Origin of the sequence: Paenibacillus sp. 1781tsa1 (assembly GCF_024159265.1) — a bacterium.
Taxonomy (GTDB): Bacteria; Bacillota; Bacilli; order Paenibacillales; family Paenibacillaceae; genus Paenibacillus.
The window spans coordinates 207,276-224,247 of the sequence record NZ_JAMYWY010000001.1 but is presented as its reverse complement, the minus strand read 5'-3'; the positions used below and the strand labels follow the sequence as shown (position 1 = coordinate 224,247).

The 16,972-nt window shown below is 47.1% G+C and carries 13 protein-coding genes; 7 read left to right on the top strand and 6 right to left on the bottom strand.

All coding sequences use genetic code 11. The features are described 5' to 3' along the window. Positions 1-25 precede the first annotated feature (25 nt). The 6 genes from NKT06_RS01065 to NKT06_RS01040 all read left to right on the top strand — a co-directional run bounded on the left by NKT06_RS01065 (position 26) and on the right by NKT06_RS01040 (position 6,200). On the top strand, positions 26-1,012 hold the full coding sequence (locus tag NKT06_RS01065; RefSeq protein WP_253429090.1) for a 2-keto-3-deoxygluconate permease: 987 nt from the start codon (positions 26-28) through the stop codon (positions 1,010-1,012). A 93-nt stretch (positions 1,013-1,105) separates the two neighbouring features. After that, positions 1,106-2,401 (top strand): four-carbon acid sugar kinase family protein, encoded by a 1,296-nt coding sequence (locus NKT06_RS01060; protein WP_253429088.1) that lies wholly within the window; start codon positions 1,106-1,108, stop codon positions 2,399-2,401. Further along, a complete protein-coding gene (gene pdxA, locus NKT06_RS01055) occupies positions 2,398-3,399 on the top strand; it encodes a 4-hydroxythreonine-4-phosphate dehydrogenase PdxA (protein ID WP_253429086.1) in 1,002 nt (333 codons plus the stop codon). Before NKT06_RS01060 ends, pdxA begins: the two co-directional genes overlap by 4 nt. Positions 3,400-3,708: 309 nt before the next feature. Continuing rightward, the gene (locus NKT06_RS01050; protein ID WP_253429084.1) at positions 3,709-4,275 is read left to right on the top strand and encodes a TetR/AcrR family transcriptional regulator; all 567 of its coding nucleotides are present in this window, start codon (positions 3,709-3,711) and stop codon (positions 4,273-4,275) included. 120 nt (positions 4,276-4,395) lie between these two features. After that, positions 4,396-5,517, top strand: a complete 1,122-nt coding sequence (locus NKT06_RS01045) for an ABC transporter permease (RefSeq protein WP_253429082.1) — start codon at positions 4,396-4,398, stop codon at positions 5,515-5,517. Next, entirely contained in the window at positions 5,517-6,200 is a 684-nt protein-coding gene (locus tag NKT06_RS01040; protein ID WP_253429081.1) for an ABC transporter ATP-binding protein, read from the top strand. Before NKT06_RS01045 ends, NKT06_RS01040 begins: the two co-directional genes overlap by 1 nt. Before the next feature lie 135 nt (positions 6,201-6,335). On the opposite strand, the gene NKT06_RS01035 is transcribed toward NKT06_RS01040, so the two are convergent. After that, positions 6,336-7,259: a helix-turn-helix transcriptional regulator gene (locus tag NKT06_RS01035; protein WP_253429079.1), complete on the bottom strand. Its 924-nt coding sequence runs from the start codon at positions 7,257-7,259 to the stop codon at positions 6,336-6,338. A 199-nt stretch (positions 7,260-7,458) separates the two neighbouring features. Between NKT06_RS01035 and NKT06_RS01030 the strand changes: the two genes are divergently transcribed. Then, entirely contained in the window at positions 7,459-10,632 is a 3,174-nt protein-coding gene (locus tag NKT06_RS01030; protein ID WP_253429077.1) for an alpha-mannosidase, read from the top strand. A 106-nt stretch (positions 10,633-10,738) separates the two neighbouring features. Here NKT06_RS01030 and NKT06_RS01025 read toward each other — a convergent pair whose 3' ends face one another. The 5 genes from NKT06_RS01025 to NKT06_RS01005 all read right to left on the bottom strand — a co-directional run bounded on the left by NKT06_RS01025 (position 10,739) and on the right by NKT06_RS01005 (position 16,968). Further along, positions 10,739-11,593: an aldo/keto reductase gene (locus NKT06_RS01025; protein ID WP_253429075.1), complete on the bottom strand. Its 855-nt coding sequence runs from the start codon at positions 11,591-11,593 to the stop codon at positions 10,739-10,741. A gap of 141 nt (positions 11,594-11,734) precedes the next feature. Further along, a complete protein-coding gene (locus NKT06_RS01020; protein WP_253429073.1) occupies positions 11,735-13,654 on the bottom strand; it encodes an AraC family transcriptional regulator in 1,920 nt (639 codons plus the stop codon). A 209-nt stretch (positions 13,655-13,863) separates the two neighbouring features. After that, entirely contained in the window at positions 13,864-15,117 is a 1,254-nt protein-coding gene (locus NKT06_RS01015; protein ID WP_253429071.1) for a mechanosensitive ion channel family protein, read from the bottom strand. Between the two features lie 146 nt (positions 15,118-15,263). Then, the gene (locus tag NKT06_RS01010; protein WP_253429069.1) at positions 15,264-15,905 is read right to left on the bottom strand and encodes a polysaccharide deacetylase family protein; all 642 of its coding nucleotides are present in this window, start codon (positions 15,903-15,905) and stop codon (positions 15,264-15,266) included. A 187-nt stretch (positions 15,906-16,092) separates the two neighbouring features. Further along, the gene (locus NKT06_RS01005) at positions 16,093-16,968 is read right to left on the bottom strand and encodes a carbohydrate ABC transporter permease (RefSeq protein WP_253429067.1); all 876 of its coding nucleotides are present in this window, start codon (positions 16,966-16,968) and stop codon (positions 16,093-16,095) included. Between the last annotated feature and the right edge of the window lie 4 nt (positions 16,969-16,972).

Here is a 16,972-nt window from a genome sequence, read left to right as displayed (position 1 = left end):
ATTACTTCATAAGGAGCTAACTACTATGAACATTAAAGCAACTTTAGATCGTATCCCTGGCGGTATGATGGTTGTCCCCCTGTTGCTTGGTGCAACTATCAATACATTCTTCCCGAGTGCCCTGCGCATTGGCGGATTCACGGAAGCCCTCTTCGTTAACAGTGCGAGTACGTTGATTGCGCTGTTCCTGTTAATTGCGGGTACACAGATTACGTTCAAAACGGCGGGTTCATCTGTCGGCAAAGGTTTAACCTTGCTTACGTTCAAATGGGTGATTGGTGCAGGCCTTGGTTTTATCGCTATTTTGTTTGCGGATTCAAGCGGTTTATTCCTGGGTCTGGCCCCACTTGCCATTATCGCTGCGATGACCAACTCCAACGGTGGTCTGTACATCGCACTCGCTGGTCAATACGGTAAAGAAGATGACAAGGCAGCTTACCCGTTCCTCGCGCTTAGCGATGGTCCGTTCCTGACCATGGTAGCGCTCTCGATCTTTGGTGCAATGGGCTTTGCGAACGGCATGTTCTCCCCGATGGCATTCGTTGCTGTATTGCTTCCGCTCATCGTTGGTGTCATTATTGGTAATCTGGACCGTAATCTGGGGGATTGGCTGTACAAAGGCAGTGACAAACTCGTTCCGTTCTTTGCATTCTCCCTGGGTATGGGAATCAACTTCTCCTCCATCATCCAAGGTGGTCTAGGTGGCATTCTGCTCGGTGTTCTGACCGTGCTTCTCACAGGCGGAATCGGATACCTGTTGTTCAAAGCCATTGGCTGGAACCCCATCGTTGGTGCATCCGAAGGTTCAACAGCCGGGAATGCGGTAGGTACACCTGCTGCCATCGTGGCTGCTAATGCTTCATTTGGCCCGATTGCGGAGATTGCTACTGTGCAAATTGCGGCGAGCGTTGTAACGACAGCTATCCTGTTACCGATCTTCATCGGGTTCCTCTCCAAACGACTGGAGAAATCAGGTGGCGTCGAGAAATACAATCAACGACCAACCACATAAATGGTTATCACCTGATCCGATATGCTTAATCTGTGTTAATTGATAATCTGAGGAACTTATTATGAAATTTTGCTTACAAGGAGGGATGACTGCATGAAATTAGCTATTATTGCAGATGATTTGACCGGTGCCAATGACAGCGGGGTGCAGCTTGCCCGTCATGGCTTGAAGACCAGTGTTCTTTTTAATATGAATGAAGAACCTCTTACACATTACGATGCTGTCGTCTTTGATACAGATAGTCGTTCCATATCCCTGCAGGAAGCGTATGACCGTGTATATCAGGCTGCTGAATTGCTGACGAACAATGGATTTGAGACGATTTTCAAAAAGATGGACTCCACCATGCGCGGTAATATCGGCAGCGAGATTGATGCTGTGTATGATGTAGTTAAGCCGGACTTTATGATGATTGCTCCAGGATATCCGAAAAATAACCGCACTATTCTGAACGGAATTCATTACCTGAACGGCGTTCCGCTGGCAGATACTGAAATTGCCCATGATCCGAAGACACCTGTAACGATTTCCTACCTTCCGGACTTATTGAAACAACAGACCAAGTACGAAGTTGGCGAGATCACCGTCGCCGATCTGGAAGCCGGGCAGAATCATATTCGCACCAAACTGGAGCAGTTGAAAACAAATAACATCCCGTATGTGATGGTGGACTCCACTGAAGAACGCCATCTGGAACTGATCCTGCAAATGACTCGTGAGTTGGATTATACCTTTACTTGGGCAGGTTCGGCGGGCATTGCCGATTACCTCCCCGCGCATTACGAGTTGGAATCCAGGGCTGCTTCACTTGATATCCCGGAGAATTCCGGTCCAATCTTAACGGTAGTCGGCAGTGTGAACAAAAACTCTCGCGAGCAGCTGCATCGCTTGATGCGCAAGTCCCGCGTGGCTTCTGTCTCCTTCCACTCCTTCAAAGCGGTATCCGCAACCGCAGACCGTACGGAAGAGATGGAACGTGTCTATAACGAGGTCCGAGACAAAGCGCTGGAAGGACAAGATGTCGTTCTTTACTCCACCGCTGAACAGATTGATATTGAACTGGCCCGTGCAACAGGCGAAATTCGGGGGCTTAATCACACCGAAGTCAGCAATGAAATAGTACTCGCGATGGGTGAGATCTGTGCCAGACTGCTGGAAGAAGGACTGTTCAAAGGGGTATCCATGACTGGCGGCGATACGGCAAAACAGATCTGTCTGAAATGGAACATTAGCGGATTCGAGCTGCTGGATGAGCTTGAAATCGGCGTGCCGATCTCCAAGTTCATAGGCATTGATGATCTGCATGTGATTACCAAAGCAGGCGGATTCGGTAAACCTGATGTCTTTATCCATGCGATTCAAAAATTAAAAGGGGGTATTCTCGTATGAAACCTACAATTGGAATTACGATGGGCGACGCAGCAGGTATTGGACCGGAGATTATTATGAAAGCACTGGGTCATCAAGAGATGTACGATCAGTGCAATCCACTCGTGATCGGTGATGCGAAGATTCTGGAGCGTGTACTGCCAGTCATCGGCTCAAGTCTGAACGTTAACGCGATTCAAGAACCTTCCGAAGCCAAGTATGAATTCGGTACTGTAGATGTGATTGATTTGAACCTTGTCCCGGCGGACTTGGAATACGGCAAAGTATCTGCCGTGGCTGGGGATGCAGCATTCCAGTTTCTCGCCAAAGCCATTGATCTCGCCAAAAAACACCAGATTCAATCCATCTGTACAGCACCTTTGAACAAAGAAGCTTTGCATCAAGGGGGGCACCTGTATCCAGGGCACACCGAAATTCTGGCTGACCTGACGGATACACAGGACTTCTCGATGATGCTGACAACGCCTAATCTGAGAGTCATTCACCTGACGACACACATGGGTCTGATTGATGCCATTGCGAGTATCAACCCGGAAAGAACCTACACCGTTGTGAAGCTTGCCCATGATACGCTGAAAAAAGCAGGCTTTGAGAATCCGCGCGTAGCCGTATGCGGAATCAACCCTCATGCCGGAGAGAACGGACTGTTCGGCAACGGGGAAGAAGAAGAAAAACTGCAGCCCGGCATTGAGCGTGCGCAGCAGGAAGGCATTAACGTCGTTGGTCCACTCCCGGCGGACACACTCTTCTTCCGCGCTGGCCGCGGCGACTTCGATATCGTTGTAGCTTGCTACCACGACCAAGGCCATGCGCCAATTAAGGTAATGGGCATCGAGGAAGGCGTGAACATCACCGTTGGTCTGAAGGGCGGCATCATTCGTACGTCGGTTGATCATGGTACAGCCTTCGATATCGCTGGCAAGAACATCGCCGATGACAAAAGCATGCTGGCAGCCATCCGCTCCGCCATTGAGCTGGCACCAAAGGATCAGGGATAACACCAAGATTCATCCGGTACATGCGTGAGTCTGATCGTAAGATCAATTATAGACGTATCGGTATATCGTCGGTATTCGATAAATAGATGGAAAAAGGCAAACCCATGTAAGTTCAAGGGTTTGCCTTTTTGTATATCGTCCACCCATTTATTCAGACCAATCGTCCTGGTTGGTATTATGGCCATCAAACATATGCTAAACTGATCATAATAAACAAGGGAAGTGCAGAACTCCTGTAGACTTGCAGTACACATCGATTACGTGAAGTTCACACCGACTTTAAATGAGAATGAAAAAGGAAGAGATTCAATGGGAAGAAAACAATCTTTTACCGAAACAGAGCTACTGGATACGACCAAGAAATTAATTCTTGAGCATGGCTACGACGGTTTTCATCTCAAGCTGCTCTCACAGCATCTGTCCGGAGCCCGGAGCACGATATATCAATATTACGCGAATAAAGAAGAGATTGTTGCTGCTTGTATGAAGCGTGTAATAGCAACCGTGTTGGAGAATTCATTAGCCGTTGATGAGACTGATCCCATGGATGCTCTTGAGCAACTGCTTCTGATCTACGCAGAAGAATCGACGCTCCATCAACTTCTGGGAGATGCCAGTAAAATTAATACGACTAATTCTGCTGCGGCAGCGAGAGATCTTGAATATATTGAGGAAGCACATAAGACCCTCAAAATTCAATTATCACGCTTATTTGAACGCGCACAGCAGGATCACGCCCTCCGGCAAGATATCCCTCTACCTGTACTTATTGGTGTTTTCTTCAACTTGATTAATACACCTAACATGATGAATATCCCTACGCCTGATTGGGGAAAGCTGCTGTTCCAAATGTGGATCGGAGGAGCCAAGAGCTAACTTTGTTCTTGGATTTAATTTGACACAAGTGTCATTTATGTCGTTTAATGATGAAGACCACGTGTCCGCGCATCTAATTTGACACAAGTGTCAAAAAAGAGAGAAGGAGTTGAGCAGATCATGTTTTTAGCGATGAAGGAGTTAATGCATAGTAAAATGAAGTTTTTGATGATTATCATTATCTTCGTACTAATGGCTTGGTTGGTATTTATTTTATCCGGTCTGGGGAATGGATTGTCTACGCTAGCCGCATCAACATTCAAGACCATGAAGGCTGATTATGTCATCTTTGAAGAAGGAGCTCAGTCTTCCATGAGCAAGTCACTGCTGTCAGATCAACTGGTGGCGAAGGCGGAACAACTTCCTAATGTGGATGCTGCATCACCTATGGGAAGTACGATGGCAACAGCAATGAAAGAGGCGAGTACCAAGAATGAAGATAAAGTCGATATAGCGATTATAGGAATTAACCCAGGAAGCTTTCTGGAACCAGCTATAGTAGAAGGTGAAAACCTCTCTTCTGAGAATCCTACCGGGGTGGTTGTGAATTCGACCCTAAAAGATGAGGGCTATAACATCGGGGACACCTTTCAACTGGATGGCACGACGGAATCATTGACAATTATTGGATTCGTGGAGAATCAGACCTATAACCACGTTGCATCCGTATTTACCCCAATGGCTGAATGGCGGAAGATTGCCTTTGCGGCTCCAAGTTCAGATAAAGGAATTGCCGAACCGGTTAATGCGATCATGTTACAAGGCGAGAATATTGATCCAGAAGCTATAAATAAAGAGTTATCCAGTACGGATACAGTTACCCGGGCGAAAGCTGTGCAAGGGATGCCAGGGTACAAAGAAGAGAACGGAACGATTCTGATGATGCTTGCATTTCTACTCGCGATCTCTGCATTTGTACTTGGGGTATTCTTCTATGTCATTACGATGCAAAAAACCAACCAGTTTGGCATTATGAAAGCGATAGGCGCTAGTAACCGTTTCTTGGGAAAAGCCATTATCTCGCAAGTGTTTGTACTTTCGCTGACTAGCATTGTTGTTGGAATCTTGCTGACTTATGGGACAGCAGCAATTATGCCAAAAGGAATGCCATTTAAGCTGGAAACCAGTCTTGTCTTCAATTATTCTATTATCTTGCTGGTTATCGCTATGTTAAGTTCATTGGTATCTGTTCGCAAAATTACAAAGATTGATCCGCTTAAGGCGCTCGGGAGGGTTGAATAATGAGTAAGGGATTGCACATGCGAGAAGTCACCATGTATTATGCCGAAGGAAACAATCGGATCACCGCGCTCGATCATGTATCCATATCCGTGGAGCCGGGGGAGTTTGTTGCTGTAGTTGGACCTTCTGGTTCTGGTAAAAGTACATTCTTATCTATTGCTGGGGCCATGCTGAAAGCCTCCGAAGGAGATATTCAACTAAACGGAAATCATATTTCGAAGCTTACGGAGAAAGAGCTATCTAATATTCGTCTGCAAGAAGTGGGATTTATTATGCAATCTTCAAATCTAGTTCCCTATCTAAATGTTCTCGATCAACTGCTAGTTGTAAAAAGAATGGCGGGAACGGTAAAAAAAGAGGATAAGGCATTTGCCACCAAGCTGCTGGAAGAACTGGGGCTCGGTTTGAAGTTAAAAAGTTTTCCCGAAGAGTTATCCGGTGGTGAGAAACAACGGACAGCCATTGCGCGTTCTTTAATGAATAATCCCAACATCATCTTAGCCGATGAACCAACCGCCAGTTTGGACACCAAACGAGCCCATGAAGTGGTTAGTCTAATCGCGCAAGAAGTGAAATCACGCCAAAAAGCAGCCATTATGGTTACCCATGATGAGCGTATGCTTGAATATTGTGACAAGGTATATCGGATGTATGATGGCGGGATGTCCCTAGCTACATCATAAATAGATGGACCCAACCCTATACCATGTCCTTAGCTATTATTTTCATATAAATCTCCTGTCCAGAAAAATAGCCCGTTAACTAGCAATTTAAGCCTGTCCATCACTCCGCTTGTTATCTTACGCTGGGCGCTAACGTCACTCGGGTCTTTCGCCCACAAGCATCATTTCATGTTTGCTCTGCGATGGTCTGCTCCGTCGATAGGCACTTGGTGACATGCCGCTCTGTTTGTTGAAGATGCGATTAAACTGGGAAAAGCTGGCGAACCCACACTGTGCAGCAATGTCCGTAATTTTTTCACTCGAATTCAGCAGCAATTGCTGGGCATTTCGAATACGGGTCATCTGCACATACTCCGTGAAGGTAAAACCAGTGACCCTGTTAAATTGGCGGGACAAGTGGTGGGCACTTACATAAAACCGCCTGGACACCTCGTCCAAAGATAAATCCTGCTGATAATGGCTGTGAATGTAGGATGCAATGGCATACATGCGTCGGGACATCGATGATCCTGTCTCTTCTCGCACATACCCGTTCTCTGCCGCGTAACGATGAATGGCACACAGAAATTCTACAAATTTATGATGGATCACAACCGGTTGAAGCGTAGAGCGCTGCTGGGATATGGCAAAAATGTCATTGATGGGCGCGAGGATTTCTTTGCGCCGTTCTTCCGGGAAGCGGAAAATCGGAACCTCTTCATCAAAAATGGAGAATAGTTCATTGTAACCGCTCTCAAGTCCTGGCATATAGCGAGGCATCGCAAAATTAATCATCAAGCGTTTTGGCGGTGTACCTTTCGGATACTGCGTCTTATGCAGCAAAGAAGGTCGCAGCAGCACGATATCCAATGGCTGAATCTCATATAAACTGCCTTCAATAATATGCGCAGCCGTACGATCCAGAAGAATACAGACTTCATAAAAATCATGAAAGTGCTGAAACTCCATATTCAAGTCATGGGAGCGTTCGTCATAGTCCAGATGATAAAAAAGTTCGTCTCCAGGCTGATTGACATGGATTACATATCCCTGCTCGTATGTCAAAACGGATGTTGTCATGGACATGCCCCCTATCCCGATACTAATGATTTTATTTTAGCATGAAATGCAATAAAAAGGCGCCTTTTTCAGCATACATTACGTAGTTTGCTCCCTTTCCCCTTTGTTATGATAGAGTTGATATGTTAGCGCTTGCAGTATTCTTGCTCCAACGACGACTACAGCCTGTACTTACTACAAACCAAGGTGGGAAACCAACATGAAAATGAATTCCTTGTATACTCGGATCCATACCATAGTTAAACACTTGGAACGTGCACGACTGACCTCAAAGACATATATACCGGAGCTTTATCATAAAGAAAGTGGTTACCACTCCTGGGAACTGGTGCATGAGGACCCTTCCTCCTGGAACGTATTTCGTAAGGGTGATGGCTGGGGCGGTAAAGATGTACACAGCTGCTTCAAAACCCGGATTCGCATCCCGGATCATATGGAAGGAAAAAAAGTCGTATGTACCATTGTCACCGGTGCAGATGATATCTGGAATTATGATAATCCACAATTCCTGGCATTCCTCAATGGAGAATTGATCTGCGGTCTGGATGTGAATCATACGGAAATTGACCTGACACCTGCTGCGGCAAAAGGGGAAGAATTCGAACTGGCTTTATATGCGTACTGTAGTACTTCGGCAGCCGATGTCTTTCTCAATGTCTATGTAGCTGAGCATCATCAGCCTGTCACAGATCTATATTACGATCTTAAGGCCGCGCTCGATGCAGCGGATCTGCTGCGTGAGGATGATCTGGAGCGGCTGAATTTGGTCGAACATCTGAATAAAGCCGTGAATCTGCTGGATTTGCGTCAGGAGAACAGCGCAGAATTCCATGCGTCGGTACCGGAAGCGCGCCAATATCTACAAGATCATGTCTATGGTGATATCCGACCTGCTGGTGATCACATCCCAACCGTTCACTGTATCGGACACACGCATATCGATGTGGCATGGCTATGGACATTGGATCAGACCCGAGAGAAGGTCATTCGCAGCTTCGCGAGTGTATTGTATCTAATGGACAAGTTTCCAGAATACACGTTCATGTCCTCGCAACCCCAGTTATATGCGTACCTGAAAGCAGACTACCCGTCTCTCTATGAAAAAATCAAGGAAAAGGTAGCCGAAGGCCGCTGGGAAGCCGAAGGTTCGATGTGGCTGGAAGCCGATTGTAACCTGATTTCGGGTGAATCCATGATCCGTCAAATTATCTACGGGAAGCGTTTCTTCAAGGAAGAGTTCGGCGTAGAGAACCGTGTGCTCTGGTTGCCGGATGTATTTGGTTATAGTGCAGCGATGCCGCAGATTATGCGCAAGAGCGGCATTGATTATTTTATGACAACCAAAATTGCCTGGAATGATACAAACCAGATTCCAAACGACACGATGTACTGGCGAGGGATCGATGGATCAGAGGTCCTGACCCATTTCATCACAGCAACAGACTATGACAAACATCCTGATTTCAGGCAGCGTCGCTTCGAGACGACTTATAATGGAAGATTCAACGCCTCTCAAGTCAAAGGCACGTGGCAGCGATACCAGAACAAAAACATCAATGCAGATGTTCTGCAATGTTTCGGATTCGGGGATGGCGGCGGTGGACCAACCGAAGAGATGCTGGAGCATGGCAGACGACTTGATGTTGGATTGCCGGGTGTGCCTGCGGTGAAACGTACCTTTGTACGTGAGTTTTTCGAGAAGCTGGAGCAAAATCTGGTGGATGTTCCTTCCGTTCCCCGCTGGTCGGGTGAGCTGTATCTAGAGTATCACCGGGGTACCTACACGTCCATGGCGCGCAACAAACGGTATAACCGTCATAGCGAATTTGCGTTGGCCGATGCCGAGCTGTATGCCATGATTCATCGTGAGGCGGATGCACAAGCCGCCTATCCAACCGATGCACTGGAGCATGCATGGAAGCTGACGATGCTGAATCAGTTCCATGATATTCTGCCGGGCAGCTCCATTGAGCAGGTATATGTGGATTCCAAAGAGCAATATGAAGAAGTGCTGCGTGTCACGGATGAGTTGAAAGACAGCGCACTGAACGGCATTGCGAGTCGGATTACATCTGATGGCGAAGCCATTGTAGTATTCAACACCACCGGATTTGTGCGAACGGATGTGGTTGAACTGCCTGCTTTTGCGAGAAAAGTGACCGTTCATGATGGAGATCGCCCTGTACCAAGCCAGCGAACTCCCGAAGGCGGACTTGTGTTCCTTGCAGAGAACGTGCCTGCATCCGGGTATAAATCCTTCCGAATCACACCGGATCTGACAAGCGAACTTGTCGCGGGCGTTTCGGTTGCACAGTGGGAAGCAGATCAGCGTCACATCCATACACCTTGGTACGATATTCACCTGAATGAAAGTGCCGAGTTCATATCCGTATGGGACAAGCTGGAGGGTCGTGAGTTGCTTCAGTCTGGCAAGCGTGGTAATGTGCTGCAAGTGTTCGAGGATCGACCTGCGGAATATGAGGCATGGAACATTGACGACTATTATGAACAGCATATGTGGGAGATTAACGACCTGCAGTCGCTGGAGTGGGTTGAAAGCGGGCCGGTGCGTTCCGTGCTTCAAGTGAAGCGACAGTTCCTGGACTCGGTCGTTGAGCAAACGATCATCTTCTACGCGCATACGCGCCGGATTGATTTCCGTACGTTTGTGGACTGGAAGCAGGAGCATTTGCTGCTGAAAGCCGCCTTCCCGCTCGATATCTGGAGTGAGAAAGCAGTCTACGAAATCCAGTACGGCAACGTTGAGCGTGCTACCCACCGTAATACTAGCTGGGATCAGGCACGGTTTGAAGTATGCGGACAAAAGTGGGCTGATCTGGCGGAAAACGGGTACGGTGCGGCGCTGCTGAACGACTGCAAGTATGGATATGATATTCATAACTCCGTGATGCGTTTGTCACTGATCAAGAGCGCAACGTATCCGAATGAAAATGCCGACAAAGAGCAGCACGTATTCACCTATGCACTCTATCCGCATCAGGGCGACTTCCGCGAAGGACGTGTCATCCAAGCCGCTTATGATCTCAACCGTCCGCTGGTTGCACGTGAGATTGCATCGCAAACCGGCACGTTACCTGGGTTGTGGTCACTCGCATCGGTCGATCAGGATAATGTCGTGCTGGAGGTTATCAAAAAAGCCGAGAACAACGATGATATGATCATCCGTCTCTATGAAGCACATGGCCGCCGCAGCCGTGCTTCCCTGCAATTGCCTGAGAGAGCAGGTGCTACGGCGTACGCGTGTGATTTGCTCGAGAATAACGAAGCGGAATGCGCCGTGGAAAATGGTCGAGTTTCTTTTGATATCAAACCGTATGAGATTCTAACTTTCCGTATCCCTGCGGGACACTAGCAGAACTTACGCAACAAGGAAAACTGCAACAATGCTTTTTGCTCCAATAAGGAAGGGCTGCCTCCTGTCATATCTGACATGGGAGCAGCCCTTCACTTGTCCTTCTTTAAAATTCTTCGTACTCGCTTGGGTCCTGATCCCACAACCGTCCATCCGTACGATTAAATGCAGAGATGAGCTGCATCTCTTCTGTGCTCAACTCAAAATCGAATATATCGATATTTTCTTGCTGATGCTGCAAGGAGCCGGCTTTCGGAATTGGAATGGAACCCAGCTGAACATGCCAGCGCAGAATGATCTGGGTTGGCGTTTTGCCATGTGTTTCCGCGATTCGAAGAATGTTCTCATCCTTGAGAATATCCTGTACGGCATCATTGCCACGTCCGATCGGACTCCAGGACTCGTTCACGATGCCATGCTTCGCATCCTGTTCCCGCTGACCAGCTTGGTCAAAGAACGGATGTAGCTCAATCTGATTCAGACTCGGCGCTATCCCCGTTTCCTTGATCAGGCGTTCATTGTGCTCGGGCAGGAAGTTGCTGACGCCGATGGATCGGATATATCCACGCTTTTTGGCTTCGATCAGCGCTTGCCATGCCTCGACATACATGTCCTTCTTCGGATTAGGCCAGTGGATCAGATACAGGTCGTAATAATCCAGATCTGCTCTGTACAATGATTCCTGAATCGCCACGAGTGCTTTATCATGAGCGTGATAACGCCCCGGCAACTTCGAGGAAATGAGCAGTTCTTCTCTGGCGATGGAGCTTTGCTTAATTGCTCTGCCCACCGTTGCCTCATTCTCATAGTTGTACGCCGTATCAATTAATCGATAACCCGCATCCATGGCAGACGCGATCGATTTAACGCCTTCTTCACCCTTCAAACTATAGGTACCAAATCCAATTGCAGGTACTTTCAAGCCATCGTTCAATGTATATTCCGGAATCTGATGGTTCATGTGAGACCTCTCCTTTGCCAAAAGGTTAGATTTTCGTTCCGAGATTAGACTGTTAGAAATTGATCGTCCTCTCGTTATTCTACCCCTCCCAGGGGGCTTGAATCAATTTGGCATAAGAGAATATACAGGGTGTTGGACGTTCTATTGGTTCTTTTCGACCAGTATGTCCACAATGATATCCAGCTGTTGCTCAACCGAAATAGGGTCACTGAATAGAAACTCGTCAAAATCGATATTGTAGACCTTGTCTGCTTTCCCTGCTGGCGATTGCTCAATCAGCTTCTGCACATCCTTGAGTTTATCCTCCGCTCCTTCATTCACAGCAAGGAATAATCGGTCACCAATAAAATCAGGAATCACCTCAGAAGAAATTTCCCACGTCTCACCTTTGATCACGTCTGTCTCGATCTTGGAGGTTGGCTTCAACCCGAGATACTTGTAGATGATATTTCCTCCCATATTTGTATCCCCGTATACAAAAAGTGCATCTGGACGCACGTTTAGTATGGAAAACGTTTCGTCGGCACCTACATAAGGACTTATCTTCTCTTTGTACTCCGCGATTTTGGCCTTGAATTGCTCATTCCATAACCGTGCTTCCTCTTGTTTCCCAAGAATATCGCCAAACATCTCCACATCTTTAATCGGGTCATTATGCTGCTCGACAACAATGGTTGGAGCAATCTGACTCAGTGCATCATACCCGCCTTCCACAGCTTCTGCGAATGCTGCCGTTGTAACAATCAGATCTGGCTCCAGTGACAGGATTTTCTCGGCATCTGGCGGAACGCCCACATCTGAAATACCGGAAGTATCAACTATAAGTGGATTATCTAAAATATATGTCGTTGTGCCAACCGGCTTCACCCCCAGCGCCATCAACTCGCCCAAGTGATAGAAGCTGACGACTCGCTGTGGATTCACAGGAATCTCGGTTTCGCCTTTCAGATGTTTATATATCCGCGTTTCCACAGCGGCGCTGTCTGTAGCTACAGCAGTAGTCGTATCTGATGAAGCTGGCTGGGAAGCCGCTGCTCCTGGAGTACTGCTGGTCTGGCATGCACTTAGAAGCAAGGATGTACATAATAACATCATCGCTCCAAAGGCCGGTCTTGAAAATCTAAACATGGATGTGTCCCCTTCCCCAATTCGTTGATAATAAGTCTCATTCTCATTATGAGAACCGGAGTTAGGGGTTACAATAGACGATTCTAACCCACGTAATGGATTATACTGAACCTGAATCTGCTGCCGATGTTCCGCACGAAACTGAAGTGGCGATAAGCCGGTATGCTTTTTGAACAAACGACTGAAATAATACATATCCGCATACCCCACGTTGCTCGCGATCTCCTGGATACGGGCTTCGGACCTGAGAAGGTACTGCTTGGATCTGTGAACCCGCACATGAATGAGATATTCGATGGGTCCCAATCCAATCTGGTTCTTGAACAAACGGGATAAATAGCTGGCGCTGCAATGGTATCTCTGGGCCAATTCTTCAGCTGTAATTGGTTCGCTATAGTGTTCGTGAATGTAGTGGATTGCCTCAGTGACGATATTGGGTTTGCTGCTTTCCTTTTTGGACAATGTCTGAATCTGTTGCCGCATGATCTCGTACACCAATGGGAGAAAGGTCGACTGTGCCTGTAGCTTGTCTATGGAGGCGGGTTCTTGCCACAGACGACTCATGGCTTCACACTTTTCCTGAATAGGGAGTAACGCATACGGAGCAAATCCATACGTCACTTGGAAGCTCTTCCGATCTTCCGGCGATGCACACTCGGCTGTATAAAAAATTAAATAACAGGCAAAATCGTGATCCAACGGTATAATACTCAGCTCAGCATCTGCTCCCCCATGCAATATGTGAGGTGAATGGGTCTGATAGACCTCGCCTGATATGCTTATCCTAGCCTCTCCATGCGTAGTAATTAAGAAAAAGCCATTTTGCGCCACATCGTGATGAGGGACCGTTCCTTGCTCGGCACGATAATACCGAATATCCAGTAATCTAACGGCCGTTCGGCTCCATTGTTCGATATGAGCTTCCCAATCCATACACGTTTCCTCCTACTTCTACGTTCGTAAAATATGCCTATTATATCACAGATAAAAAGCCATCAACCTAGATAGGTTAATGGCTTACGAATTGAAATAGTATATTGGAAAAGGTAGAGCTATTATGAGTTCATAGCTATTATGAGTTCATAGCTATCATGATTAATCACTATGAAATAATTTTATCGCATCACTTTTCGAAAAAAATTCTAGTACTCTCGCACCAATTGCTTATCCTCTTTCAGTTGCACAATGTCATGTCCGGTTGGATTCTGGAAGGCCCGCAGTCCAAATGTTGACGCCACCGCGAAGATATGATCAAAGATATCCGCCTGAACGTTCTCATATACACCCCAGTTGATATCATTACTGAATGCATAGATTTCCAGAGGCAGCCCGCGATCTTCCGGTGCTAATTGTCGCACAATCATCGTCATATCTTTATTGATTTTTGGATGATTCCTCAAATATTGATGGATATATTCCCGGAATACACCGACGTTTGTCAGCTGTCTGCCGTTCACGTTGCTTTCAGTATTCACCTGGTGCTCCATGTTGTACGCTTGAATTTCTTTAAGTTTGGAAGTGACATAATCCGTCAGGTAATGAATCTTCTCAAATTCCGCCACCATCTCTTCCGTACAAAAACGAATACTGCTGATGTCGATATAAATACTCCGCTTAATTCTTCTGCCGCCGGACACCTGCATGCCTCTCCAGTTACGGAACGAGTCCGATATAAGGGCATAGCTTGGAATCATCGTAATCGTTTTATCAAAATTCATCACTTTCACTGTGTTCAATGTAATGTCGATGACGTCGCCGTCCGCATTATACTTAGGCATCTCGATCCAGTCTCCCACGCGCACCATATCGTTTGACGATAGCTGTACACCAGCCACGAGGCCAAGGATCGAGTCTTTGAACACGAGCATTAATACCGCCGATAATGCCCCAAGTCCACTGAGGATAATGAGCGGATTTTGTCCGATCAGGCTGGAGATGACGATAATACCCCCGATAATGAACAGGACGATCTTGGCTACCTGAATGTAGCTCTTGATTGGGCGAATCTTCGACACCTCATAGGTACGATAGATATCATCAAATACATTAAGCAAAGCATTCAATACCGTGATCATGATGACAATCATGTAGGTCATTGCTGCTTTTTCAATTATGGCCTGATAGGGCGAGAAAATATAAGCCGAATAATAGATAATAATGGCCGGCACGAGATGCGACAGCTTTTGAAATAAATTTTTCTGAACCACGATGTGGCCCCACTTGAAACGGTTGTTACTTACAATACGATGCACCGTCTTCAGTACCACTCGCTTGGCAATCACATTTGCCAATATCGAGATCACTGCTATAAAAATAATCATAATGATGTTTGAAAGATAACCAATGGAGGGTCCACTCATGCCGAGTTCTTCTAGTTGATTTTTGATAAAGTCCATTGTTTCCTCCTGACATAATCTAGTTTAGCCTATTATTATAAAGTAGTTTGAGAGGGCAAGCAAAGTTTGTGCTATCACTCCGTTCTCCCTATATAAATTATATATAAAAAGGACCCAGTCATTCAAAGAATGATGGGTCCACTTGATTATGTTATCTTTTCACCCTGCTCACGTGAAATGTCCAATAACTCACTCACCGTGACCATACGGTACCCTTCCGCGACCAGTTCATCCACCAGCACACGAACCGCCTCCACCGTCTGGGAACGCTCCCCGTACCCGTCATGGAATATCAGCACGCTGCCAGGTTTCACCACAGACCGGGTATGCTCCAGAATATGCTCAACGCCGGGATTATCCCAATCTTTCGCATCACCGTTGACCGCACCAATCGTGCGATATCCACGCTCCGCTGCCAGAGACAGTATATCATCGTTTACGCCAAAATACGGCGGTCGGAAGCTGCGGGCAGGTTGCCCCGTAACTTCTTGAACAAGATGTTCTGCGCGTTGCAACTCTTCCCCGGCTTCCTCCAGCGTCAGCTTGGTCAGGTCGGGATGCGTGTATGTATGGTTTGCGATCTCATGCCCTTCACGGTGTACCGCCGCCGCAATATCCGGATGAGCCTCTATCTCTTTCCCAATCATGAAAAACGTCGCCTGCCCACCAGCACGACGGAATATCTCAAGTACTTGAGGTGTATACACCGGATGCGGCCCATCATCAAACGTAAACGCCACAACCTTTTCCCGAACAGACTCCTGCTCTACCATCGCGATTTTGACCATATCATAATGACCCCTCTCTGCAACTGACTAGCTACATCCCCCTTATTATTCCATGTTCATAGACTGCGGTCTAGTCCACAGATCACACCTTGCGAAATCCTGAATCAAGCCGATATCTACCAGAAAGAGAGTACAGTGAGCGAACAGCAAGCGCTTCTACCGCCACGCCCTCCAGTCCAGCCTCCAACTAACCTTTGATCGCACCTGCGATCATGCTCTTCTGCACCTGTTTGTTCAACAGCAGATAGATGATCACCGTTGGCACCGTCGTAATCATCAGTCCCGCACCAATGATGCCCCATTGCGTAATGTACGTTCCCACCATCGACATCATGCCCACCGTCAATGTCTGATAAGCCGTGTTATTGATAAACGTGACCGCAAACATCAGCTCATTCCAGCATGACAAAAACGTGAAAATGGCTACCGTTGATATAGCCGGGGTTACCAGAGGCAGAATAATAGAGAAAAACGTCCGGTAGATGCCGCAGCCATCGATCACCGCCGACTCTTCCATCTCTCGCGGGATACCTTTGAAAAAACTGCCCAGAATGAATACCGCCATCGGAATGCCAAATGCCACATAGGGAATGATCAGAGACCAGTAACTGTTGAGCAGGCTCAGATTCTTCAAAATAATAAACAATGGCAGCAGCGTCGCATGAATCGGCACCATCATGCCCAGCAAAATAATCGTCATCGTGAGCCCACTGAGCTTCCAGTTCATTCTTGTAATTGCGTATCCCGTCATCGAAGACAAGATCAGTACCAAGACAATGGAGGCAGCTGTGACCAGCACGCTATTCATAAAATAGGTCAGCACATGGCCATCGGACATGGCTTTGGTGTAGTTGCTCCACAGAAACGCCTTCGGCAATCCAGCAACATCGCCGCTAAAGATTTCACTGTTATCCTTCAAGGAAAACAGCGCCAGCCAGATGAGCGGGTAGATCTGCACAATTGCGACGAGGATCAGAAACGCTTGCAGGAACACTTTCCCGATTGGTCCGGAGATGGACCTTGGCTTGGGCTTTTTTTGCAACATGACTTCTACGGTACTCATGCCT

Bases quoted from the DNA above. Each gene is read 5' to 3' on its own strand.
- NKT06_RS01065 (WP_253429090.1), top strand. From the start codon at position 26: ATGAACATTAAAGCAACTTTAGATCGTATCCCTGGCGGTATGATGGTT.
- NKT06_RS01060 (WP_253429088.1), top strand. From the start codon at position 1,106: ATGAAATTAGCTATTATTGCAGATGATTTGACCGGTGCCAATGACAGC.
- pdxA (WP_253429086.1), top strand. From the start codon at position 2,398: ATGAAACCTACAATTGGAATTACGATGGGCGACGCAGCAGGTATTGGA.
- NKT06_RS01050 (WP_253429084.1), top strand. From the start codon at position 3,709: ATGGGAAGAAAACAATCTTTTACCGAAACAGAGCTACTGGATACGACC.
- NKT06_RS01045 (WP_253429082.1), top strand. From the start codon at position 4,396: ATGTTTTTAGCGATGAAGGAGTTAATGCATAGTAAAATGAAGTTTTTG.
- NKT06_RS01040 (WP_253429081.1), top strand. From the start codon at position 5,517: ATGAGTAAGGGATTGCACATGCGAGAAGTCACCATGTATTATGCCGAA.
- NKT06_RS01035 (WP_253429079.1), bottom strand. From the start codon at position 7,259: ATGACAACATCCGTTTTGACATACGAGCAGGGATATGTAATCCATGTC.
- NKT06_RS01030 (WP_253429077.1), top strand. From the start codon at position 7,459: ATGAAAATGAATTCCTTGTATACTCGGATCCATACCATAGTTAAACAC.
- NKT06_RS01025 (WP_253429075.1), bottom strand. From the start codon at position 11,593: ATGAACCATCAGATTCCGGAATATACATTGAACGATGGCTTGAAAGTA.
- NKT06_RS01020 (WP_253429073.1), bottom strand. From the start codon at position 13,654: ATGGATTGGGAAGCTCATATCGAACAATGGAGCCGAACGGCCGTTAGA.
- NKT06_RS01015 (WP_253429071.1), bottom strand. From the start codon at position 15,117: ATGGACTTTATCAAAAATCAACTAGAAGAACTCGGCATGAGTGGACCC.
- NKT06_RS01010 (WP_253429069.1), bottom strand. From the start codon at position 15,905: ATGGTCAAAATCGCGATGGTAGAGCAGGAGTCTGTTCGGGAAAAGGTT.
- NKT06_RS01005 (WP_253429067.1), bottom strand. From the start codon at position 16,968: ATGAGTACCGTAGAAGTCATGTTGCAAAAAAAGCCCAAGCCAAGGTCC.